Source organism: Nocardiopsis sp. TNDT3 (genome assembly GCF_003427465.1).
Taxonomy (GTDB): Bacteria; Actinomycetota; Actinomycetes; order Streptosporangiales; family Streptosporangiaceae; genus Nocardiopsis; species Nocardiopsis dassonvillei.
Window position 1 is genome coordinate 1 of the sequence record NZ_QPFC01000627.1, and the last position, 9,078, is coordinate 9,078.

Annotated in this window: 7 protein-coding genes; 4 read left to right on the plus strand and 3 right to left on the minus strand. The window is 71.7% G+C overall.

What is annotated here, in order from left to right; genetic code table 11:
* Window positions 1-226, minus strand: a 226-nt coding sequence (locus tag DQW06_RS29575) for a hypothetical protein (RefSeq protein ID WP_232833042.1), incomplete at its 3' end; no start/stop codon positions are given.
* A gap of 319 nt (window positions 227-545) precedes the next feature.
* Between DQW06_RS29575 and fxsT the strand changes: the two genes are divergently transcribed.
* Window positions 546-3,047 (plus strand): FxSxx-COOH system tetratricopeptide repeat protein, encoded by a 2,502-nt coding sequence (fxsT, locus tag DQW06_RS15955; RefSeq protein ID WP_232833043.1) that lies wholly within the window; start codon window positions 546-548, stop codon window positions 3,045-3,047.
* Window positions 3,048-3,091: 44 nt separating this feature from the next.
* On the opposite strand, the gene DQW06_RS15960 is transcribed toward fxsT, so the two are convergent.
* Window positions 3,092-3,289 carry a DUF397 domain-containing protein gene (locus DQW06_RS15960; protein ID WP_019607629.1) on the minus strand — a complete coding sequence of 66 codons (198 nt, stop codon included), beginning with the start codon at window positions 3,287-3,289 and terminating at the stop codon, window positions 3,092-3,094.
* A gap of 820 nt (window positions 3,290-4,109) precedes the next feature.
* Here DQW06_RS15960 and DQW06_RS15965 point away from each other — a divergent pair.
* Both DQW06_RS15965 and DQW06_RS15970 read left to right on the plus strand, forming a co-directional pair.
* Entirely contained in the window at window positions 4,110-4,787 is a 678-nt protein-coding gene (locus DQW06_RS15965) for a response regulator transcription factor (RefSeq protein ID WP_013155509.1), read from the plus strand.
* A gap of 4 nt (window positions 4,788-4,791) precedes the next feature.
* The gene (locus DQW06_RS15970; RefSeq protein ID WP_071622975.1) at window positions 4,792-6,177 is read left to right on the plus strand and encodes a HAMP domain-containing sensor histidine kinase; all 1,386 of its coding nucleotides are present in this window, start codon (window positions 4,792-4,794) and stop codon (window positions 6,175-6,177) included.
* Window positions 6,178-6,196: 19 nt separating this feature from the next.
* Here the strand turns inward: DQW06_RS15970 and DQW06_RS15975 are convergent, their stop codons facing one another.
* A complete protein-coding gene (locus DQW06_RS15975; protein ID WP_049800327.1) occupies window positions 6,197-7,141 on the minus strand; it encodes a TAXI family TRAP transporter solute-binding subunit in 945 nt (314 codons plus the stop codon).
* A 246-nt stretch (window positions 7,142-7,387) separates the two neighbouring features.
* On the opposite strand from DQW06_RS15975, the gene DQW06_RS15980 reads away from it, so the two are divergent.
* Window positions 7,388-8,938 carry a DASS family sodium-coupled anion symporter gene (locus DQW06_RS15980; RefSeq protein ID WP_013155506.1) on the plus strand — a complete coding sequence of 517 codons (1,551 nt, stop codon included), beginning with the start codon at window positions 7,388-7,390 and terminating at the stop codon, window positions 8,936-8,938.
* The last annotated feature ends 140 nt before the right edge of the window (window positions 8,939-9,078 follow it).

Consider the following 9,078-nt stretch of genomic DNA (forward strand, 5'->3'; position numbering starts at 1 on the left):
GGGGGGAGGAGGACGGGCCGGTCGGGTGGGACTTCCGCCCGGGGGTCCGGAGGGCCCTGCTGTCGCTGGGCGGCCGGGTCTCCGACATCCGCCGGGTGCTGGGCCTGGCGGCGGAGCGCCTGCGCCGGGTGGACCCCTGGTTCGACGCCCTGCGCCTGATGCTGCGGGGCGGGAACGACGACTTCCCGAAAAGGACGCGGCTGTCCCACCACTGGGCGAATTCCATGCTCCCGGCGGTGGAGAGCGCGGCCCTCACCCGACGTTATGCCGCGCCCATCAGGGAATACGCCGATATCTCCGGGACGGGTGCGACCCGCGGTGCGGAAGAAACGCATGAGGCGGGTACGCCGTCGCCCGCTGGTCTAGTATTACCGAAGGTTTCCGGATCTGCGCGTGTGGGCGGGAACAACGGCTGGAAGGCGCGGAACAGAGCACCCTTTTCTGAACGGTCGGGGAAAGAAACTCATATGGCCACAAAACTGTCAAATGAGGATATGATGCAAGAATCTGGCGGCCAGTCCAGCGGTCGTACGTCCCGATCGTCCATGAGTGGCCGACCGCTCAACGCGGTCTGGGTCCAGGTTCCGCGCCGCAACAGCGCCTTCACCGGCCGGGAGGAACTCCTCTCCGCGCTGAGGGGACAGCTCCTGAAGGGGCGGCGCCAGGTCATCACCGCCCTCAACGGGATGTCGGGGGTCGGCAAGACCGAGCTCGCCAAGGAGTACCTGTACCGGTACGCGTCCGACTACGACCTCATCTGCTGGATCCCCGCGGCCCACAGCAACCAGCTGAGGGAGAGCTTCTCCGTCCTCGCGTCCAGGCTCAGGCTGGACAGCGCGGGCGCGGGCAGCGGACACGTCCTGGAGAACGTCCTGGAGGCACTGCGCCAGGGCGTGGACTATCCGCGCTGGCTCCTCGTCTTCGACAACGCGCAGGCCCGGTCCGAACTGGATCAGTATCTTCCTGTCGGGGGCGAGGGCCACGTGATCATCACTTCTCGGGACTCCAGCTGGACGGTGCGGGGCGGCGACGCCTACCTCTCCGTCCGCGAGTTCGACCGGGCGGAGAGCATCGAGCTGCTGAAACGGCGCGGACCCGCGTCGCTGACCACCGAGGAGGCCGACCAGCTGGCGCACGAGCTGGGCGACCTGCCGCTGGCCCTCAACCAGGCCGCCGTGTGGCTGCACGAGAGCGGGATGGCCACCGAGGAGTACCTGCGCCAGTTCGCCGAGAAGAGCCAGGAGATGCTCGACCTCCTGCGCCCGGTGGACAGCGCCTACCCGGTGGCCGTCGCCGCCGCCTGGAACGTGTCCCTGGACCGGCTGGCCACCACCAACCCGGCGGCGCTCCAGCTGCTCCAGCTCTGCTCCTTCATGTCGACGGCGCCCATCCCCCGGACGCTGTTCAACTTCGCCCGGGGCATCGAGGGTCCCGCGGAGCTGCGCGGCGCCCTGGAGGACCCGGCCAGGCTCGGCATGGCGATCCGCGACATCGGGCGCAACAGCCTCGCCCACATCGACCACCAGCGCAACACGGTCTCCCTGCACCGGCTGGTGCAGCGCGCCGTCCAGGCGCCGATGAGCGACGAGGAGCGCGAGGAGATGCGCCACTGCGCCCACCAGCTGCTGGGCCGCAACGACCTCCAAGTGGTGGCCGTGGACGCCTCCGAGCGCTACACCGAGCTGCTGCCGCACGTGTGGGCCTCCGAACTGTGGAACTGCACCGACCCCTGGGCGCGCAACCTGGTGGTGCAGATGTGCCGGGTCGCCGTGCTGCGCCAGGAGTTCGACGAGGCCCGCCGCCTGGGCGAGACCGCCCACGAGTGGTGGCGCCTGCAACTGGGCGAGAACCACCCCTCCACCCTGGGCATGGCGATCCAGATCTCCACGGCGATGCGCGGGCAGGGGTACCTGGAGCAGGCCCTCGCGCTGTGCGAGGCCACCCTGGGCACCCTGCGCGAGACGCAGAACCCCGGGGACTCCGAGACCCTGGAGGCGGAGATCGAGTACATCCGCACCCTGCGCTTCCTGGGCCGGTTCCGCGACTCGCTGACGGCCGCGGCCGACGCCTACCACCGCCGGGTGCGCCTCTTCGGCGAGGACGACCCGCACACCCTGGTCACCGCCCACTTCCGCGCCTTCAACCTCCTGCTCAGCGGCGACCCGGAGTCGGCCGCCGACCAGTACCGCGACACGCTGGCCCGTCTGGAGGCCGTCTTCGGCCCGGACCACCCGCGCACCCTGGGCACCAACAACGGCTACGCCGAGGCCCTGATGGAGAAGGGCCGCTACCGGGAGGCCGAGGAGATCCAGGCCCACCAGGTCGAGCGGGCCATCGGCCTGATCGGGGAGGACGACAACCGCGTCCTGCGCAACCAGCGGACGCTGGCCGTCATGCGCCGGCGCGTCGGCCACCATCGGGAGGCGCTCGCCCTGTCGGAGCGCGCCTGGCAGCGCTTCCGGGTCAAGCACGGCGTGGACGACAACGAGACCATGTACGCCGCTCTGGTGCACTCCATGTCCCTGAGCGCGGTCAACCAGCACGACGAGGCGCTGGAGCTGGCCCAGACCACGGGGGAGCGCTACGTCAAGCTCCTGGGCGAACGCCACCCCTACGTGGGCGCGGCGGACGTCAACCGGGCGATCATCCTGCGCCGCCTGGGCAGGGCGGCCGAGGCCCGCCAGCTGGACGAGCGCTCCCTGGAGCTGTTCCTGGACCGGCTCGGCGCCCACCACCCCAGCACCCTGGCCTGCCTGGTGAACCTGGCCAACGACCACTTCCTCATGGGCGACGTGGCCGGTGCCCGGGAACGGGACGAGGAGGCGCTGCGCGGCTGCGAGGAGGCGCTGGGGGCCCCGCATCCGCTGGCCCTGCTGGCCCGCCGCAACCTGCTCGTGGACCGCAGGGCCCAGGGCGAGGACGTCGAGGCCGAGTTCGTCGCCGTGGAGGACGGCTACCGCGAGGTGATGGGGTCGGACCACCCCGCCACGCTCAGCCTCCGCAGGACCGTGCGGGGGGACGCCGACATCTACCTCGCCCAGATGTGACCGGTCGCGGTCCGGGGCCGCGCTCCCCGGGCCGACCGCGGCGTTCAGCGGCGCCCGGCGAGCCGGAGCAGCGCGGCCCACTGGTGCGCGGGCAGGGCGAGCGCCGCGCGGTCGGGGTGCGTGGAGTCGCGCAGGCCGACCGTCCGCGGCGCGCCCAGGACGGCCTCGACGCAGTCGCCGTTGCCGCCACCGCTGTAGCTCGACTTCCGCCACCGACCGGGTTCGTGTCCCAGCCCTCTCACGGGCACTCCCGTCCGCTCTGTCCCCGCTGGTTGTCGCTACGCACGCGGCGGCCTCGATTCTCCCAGTTCCACCATTGGTCGCTCCTGTTTCCCGAGCAGTTCTGAAAGTGCGATCGGGTCCGACTCCGGTTCAGTTATGTATTCGGTTGGTCACAGGCGCCGACTTGTACATGCCCACTGGAGTGGTGTTCATGTTGTCCGGGCGCGGCCGTTCTCCGGATGGCCCGGAAAAAGACGCGAATGATATGCCGGGAAGCGGTTCCACTTCGGTTTCGCGGGCGCCGGGACCGTGCTGTGCCCGCCGGGGCGCCGCCGCCGCGGGCCCTTCCCGGACCAGCGCGCGCAAAGCCCGTGCCCGCGGGCTTTGCGGGCCCGGCTCCGCCCGGAGGGCGGGAGCGGACGCCTACCGGGAAGGGCGTGAGAAGATCGGCCGGAGAGAGGCCGCGTGGCGAAGAGGCGATTACCCCCTCTCCGGCCCGCCGAAAAGCGCGTGCGGGAAAAGGGCGGGTGTCGGCGGCTCGTGACTCCGATCCCTTTTCGTTTCCGTTGCGGCTCGGGGTCAGGATGTTGTGCCCGGGGCGGACCGCTCCGCGGTCGCCCCGTGTGCTTCGGGGGAAGCGGGTGCCCCGGTGCGGACGCAATTCCGTCTCTGGCGTTATGACCGCTTATGTCCGTGGAAATGGCGGCCGGGCCCGCCCGCACGGAACTCCGTGCCGCGCCGCCGACGGGCGGCGGACCCGTCCCGCGGGGGCCGGGAGCAGCGTCCGGTGCCGGGGAGCGCCCCGGCGGTGTGCCGTGACCGGGGCGAACACTGCCTAACATGCTGGACATGCGCATTCTCGTGGTCGAGGACGACGACCGGGTCGCCCGCGGACTGGTGACCGCCCTGCGGGCGGCGTCCTTCGACGTCCAGAGGGTCGCCACCGCCGAACGGGCCCTGAGCGCCCCGCCCGCCGACGTCGTCCTCCTCGACCTCGGCCTCCCCGACGCCGACGGCATCGACCTGCTCCGCAAGCTCCGCGACCGCCCGCAGACCGCGATCATCGCCGTCACGGCCCGCAGCGAGGAGCGCGACCGTGTGCGCGGCCTGCGGGCCGGAGCCGACGACTACGTGGTCAAGCCCTTCGGCGTCGCCGAACTCCTCGCCCGCATCGACGCGGTCCTGCGCCGCACCCGCGCCGCGCGGGCCGAGGCCGCGGAGGAGGAGCCCGCGGTCAGGATCGGCGAGCTCACCGTGGACCCCGGCTCCCGCGCGGCCAGCGTCGGCGGCGCCGAACTCCAGCTGACCCGCAAGGAGTTCGACCTGCTCGCACTCCTGGCCTCCCGCTCCCCGTCGGTGGTCGCCCGCGACCAGATCCTCGACCAGGTGTGGGGCACGGCCTGGGAGACCTCCTCCCGGACCCTGGACACCCACATCGGCTCGCTGCGCGCCAAGCTCGGCCGGGCCGTGCAGATCCGCACCGTGCGCGGTGTCGGCTACCTCCTCGACCGGTCCTGAGCCCGTGCTCCGCAGACTGCTCACCATCCTGCTCCCCGCCGCGTTCGTCCTGGTCGCCTCGGCGGTCATCCCCCTGGGGACGGTCATCGCCCAGCAGCTGACCCAGCAGGTCTACGTCGACCGCCTCGGGGACGCGGGCCGCTTCGCCGCCCTGGCCCGCACCGCGCTGGAGGCCGACCGCACGGAGGCGCTCCTCCAGGAGATGGCCCGTTACGAGGCGCTCTACGGCATCCCGGTGGTCGTGGTGGCCCCCGACGGAGAGATCATCGCCGGGTCCGGCAGCACGGCTCACCAGCGCGACGTGCTCGCGGAACTGGCCGCGCCGGAGGCCCTCACCATCGCCCTGGCCGGGGAGCGCCCGGCCCCTCCGACCACGGTCTGGCCCTGGGAGTCCGACCCCCTCGTGGTCGCCGAGCCCATCGGCCGCGACAGCGAGGTGACGGGGGCGGTCATCGTCGCCGCCCCCACCGACCGGCTCGGCGCCGACATCCTCGGCTCGTGGGGATGGCTCGCCCTGCTCAGCCTGGTGCCCCTGGCGCTCCTGGTGGCGGCCTCGCTGCCGCTGTCGCGCTGGGTCCTGCGCCCCATCGGCCGACTCGACGCCGCGACCACCGCCGTCGCCTCGGGGGACCTGGACGTGCGGGTGGACGCCGAGCAGGGACCTCCGGAGCTGCGCCGCCTCACCGAGTCCTTCAACACGATGGTCGACGTGGTGCGCAGGGCCCTGGAGCGTCAGCGCTCCTTCGTCTCCGACGCCTCCCACCAGCTGCGCAACCCCCTGGCGAGCCTGCGCCTGGCGGTGGAGAACCTCGCGCCCTACCTCGGCTCGGAGGAGGCCAGGGAGGCGCACGCCGTGGCCGTGGACGAGACCACGTTCATGCACCGGATGCTCAACTCCCTGCTGGCCGCGACGCGCCTGGAGAGCGTCACCGGCACCGAGGCCGTGGACGTCCCCGAGCTGCTGGAGACCCGGGTGGAGCGCTGGCGCGCCCTGGGCCAGGCCCGGGGGATCACCGTGACCGTGCACGTCCCCGCCGGGCTGCGGGTCTGCGCCCCGGCCGGGGGCCTGGGCAGCATCCTCGACGAACTGGTGAGCAACGCCCTGCGCCTGTCCGGGGGGACACGGGTGCAGGTGCGGGGTTCGGCGGGCGACCCCGCGCGGATCAGCGTGCTCGACGACGGGGAGGGGCTCCCGGAGGAGGAGCGCGGCGCGGCCCTGGACCGCTTCTGGCGCTCTCCCCGTCATCAGAACACCGAGGGGACCGGCATGGGGCTGGCGATCGTCTCCGACCTGGTCCGCGAGGCCGGAGGGGAACTGGCGCTGGGCGAGGGCCTGCCCGGCGAGCGGCCCGGGTTCGGCGTGACCATCACGCTGCCGTCGGCGGACTGAGCCCTCGTCGGGGAGGGCCTCAGGAGGGCTTGTTGTCCCGGTACCAGCGGGCGGCGCCGGGGTGGAGGGGGACCACGCCGGTCGAGATGCCGGTGCGCACGTTGATCTGCGCCGCCTCGGGACGGGAGTCGGCGATCCGCGCGGCGCCGGTGTAGACGGTGTCGGTGACGGAGTAGGCCAGGTCGTCCGGCAGGTCGGCGGCGCACAGCAGCAGGTTGGGGATGGACAGGGTGGGGCAGGCGGGCACGCCCTCGTAGGTGGTCGCCGGGATGGTGGCCGGGAAGTACCTCTCGGGGTGGGCCTCGGCCATGGCGGAGGCGACGTCCCCGAGGTCGACCAGGCGCGTCACGTGCTCACGGGCCAGGTCGGCGACCGCGGGCGTGGGCAGTCCGGTCAGGGAGAACATCGCGTCGATCTCCCCACGGGCCAGGGCGTCGGCGGAGGCCGCCTGGTCCAGGCGCACCGTCTCCATGGCCAGTCCGGTCTCCTCGGCGGCCTGCGCGACGGTGAACTCGGTGCCGGAGTTGACCGCCCCCACCGAGACGCGGCGGCCCTCCAGGTCGGACAGGGAGCGCACGGGGGAGGCGTCCAGGACCATGAGGTGCAGGAAGCTGTCGTAGAGGCGCCCGATCGCGCGGAAGGGGCCGGTGTCGGCCTCCTCGTCGGCCAGGACCGCGTCGAGGCTGGTCAGACCCAGGTGGGCCTCGCCCGACTCGATGAGCAGCAGGTTGTCGTGCGAGGCGCCGGTCTCGACGGCCTCCACCCGGATGTCGGGGAACCGGGCGTCCAGCAGCCCCGCGATCTCCGAGCCGATCTCCCGGTAGACGGCCCCGGCCGGGCCCGTGGCCACGACGAGCGACGCCGGAGCGGTGGAGGGTTCGCGCCACGAGCAGCCGCCCAGCGCGGCCGTGATGAACACGCCGGCGGCTCCCCTCAGGGCGGTGCGCCGGTTCGGTCCATGCATACCCGCAGCTTAGGCGAGGGAGGACGGCGGTTCAGACCCCCAGGTCACACCTTGCGCGTGGTCACCTTTCGTGCCAAGGCGACGACCCAAGGTTCCGAAATGTCAGAGGAATCTCAAATCTTCCTTGAGACCTTGAACACGCGAGAAAGAGACCCACACCATCGCTGTATCAATTCGGGGTAATCGGGGAGAAACCCGACGGTAAGCCCAGTGTCACTTCCCGGTGACCCACAACAGGAGGATTCCATGGCGTCCGAGAAGGGTGTCGACGCGCCCGACACCGCATCCCCCACGCAGGACGGCAGAGTCGCCAGGGGCACCCCGCCCTCGCGCGTGATCGGCCTGATCGCGGGCCCGCTGGTCGGGCTCCTGGTCTACTTCCTCATGCCGGACATGCCGATGCCCGTCGTCGACGGCGAGGACGGCGAGACGGTCCTGTCGGCCAACGGCCGCGCGGTGGCCGCGGTGACCGCCTTCATCGCCATCTGGTGGGCCACCGAGGCGATCCCGATCCCGGTCGCCTCCCTGCTGCCGCTGGTGCTCTTCCCCCTCCTGCTGGAGGGCACTCCCGTCGGGGACGTCGCCTCCTCCTACGGGTCGGACACCATCTTCCTGTTCATGGGCGGCTTCATGCTCGCCCTGGCGATGCAGAAGTGGAACCTGCACAAGCGGATCGCCCTGGTCATCGTCTCCAAGGTGGGCTCCAACACCGCGGGGCTGGTCGGCGGCTTCATGATCGCCACCGGGTTCATCACGATGTGGGTGTCCAACACCGCCACCGCCGTGATGATGCTCCCCGTGGGCCTGTCGGTGATCACGCTGATCACCCAGTTCCGCGACGGCAGGACCGACGCGAACTTCGCCACCGCGCTCATGCTCGGCATCGCCTACTCGTCCTCCATCGGCTCGGTGGCCACCATCATCGGCACGCCGCCCAACGTGCTGATGGTCGGCTACCTCGCCGACGCCCACGACATCCACATCGGCTTCGGCGAGTGGATGCTGGTCGGCCTGCCGCTGGCCGCCGTCTTCCTGCTCATCGCCTGGTTCGTGCTGATCAAGATCTTCCCGCCACAGGTCAAGAAGGTGGAGGGCGCCCAGGCCCTCATCCGCTCCGAGCTCGCCGAGATGGGCCCGATGGCGCGCGGCGAGAAGCTCGTGCTCGCGGTCTTCGCCTTCGCGGCGCTCTCCTGGATCTTCGTCCCGGTCCTGGCCGACAACTTCCTCCCGTGGCTGTCCAGCGTCAGCGACGCCGGGATCGCGATGACCGTGGCGGTCCTGCTGTTCCTGATCCCGGTCGAGCGCGGGACCCGCCTGCTGGACTGGGAGACCGCCGTGCAGCTGCCGTGGGGCGTCCTGCTCCTGTTCGGCGGCGGTCTGGCCATCTCGGGGCAGTTCACCGCGTCCGGCCTGAGCACCTGGATCGGCGGCCAGGTCGCCGTCCTGGAGGGCGTGCCCACCTGGGTGCTGATCCTGGTCGCGGCCGGGCTGGTCCTCTTCCTGACCGAACTCACCAGCAACACCGCCACCGCGGCCACCTTCCTGCCCATCCTCGGCGGCGTCGCGGTGGGCATGCAGATCGACATCCTGTCCCTGGTGATCCCGGTGGCCCTGGCCGCGACCATGGCCTTCATGCTCCCGGTGGCCACACCGCCCAACGCGATCGTCTTCGGCTCCGGCCACGTGCGGATCGGCCAGATGATGCGCGGCGGCGTGTGGCTCAACCTCATCGCGCTGTTCCTGATCCTGGCCGCGATGTACACCGTGGTGACCTGGTTCCTGGGAGTCAGCGTGTAGGAGTACCACGCGTCGCGGGCGGCCCCCTGTGGTTTTGGTGGGCCGCCCGTTTCTGCGTTGCCGGGCGGCCCGGGGGGCGGGCCCCGCCGCGGGGCCCGCCCCCGTGTCACACGACGGCGGCCCGCCTCCCCGCTCGGGGG

Bases quoted from the DNA above. Each gene is read 5' to 3' on its own strand.
- DQW06_RS15965 (WP_013155509.1), top strand. From the start codon at position 4,110: ATGCTGGACATGCGCATTCTCGTGGTCGAGGACGACGACCGGGTCGCC.
- DQW06_RS15980 (WP_013155506.1), top strand. From the start codon at position 7,388: ATGGCGTCCGAGAAGGGTGTCGACGCGCCCGACACCGCATCCCCCACG.
- DQW06_RS15975 (WP_049800327.1), bottom strand. From the start codon at position 7,141: ATGCATGGACCGAACCGGCGCACCGCCCTGAGGGGAGCCGCCGGCGTG.
- fxsT (WP_232833043.1), top strand. From the start codon at position 546: ATGAGTGGCCGACCGCTCAACGCGGTCTGGGTCCAGGTTCCGCGCCGC.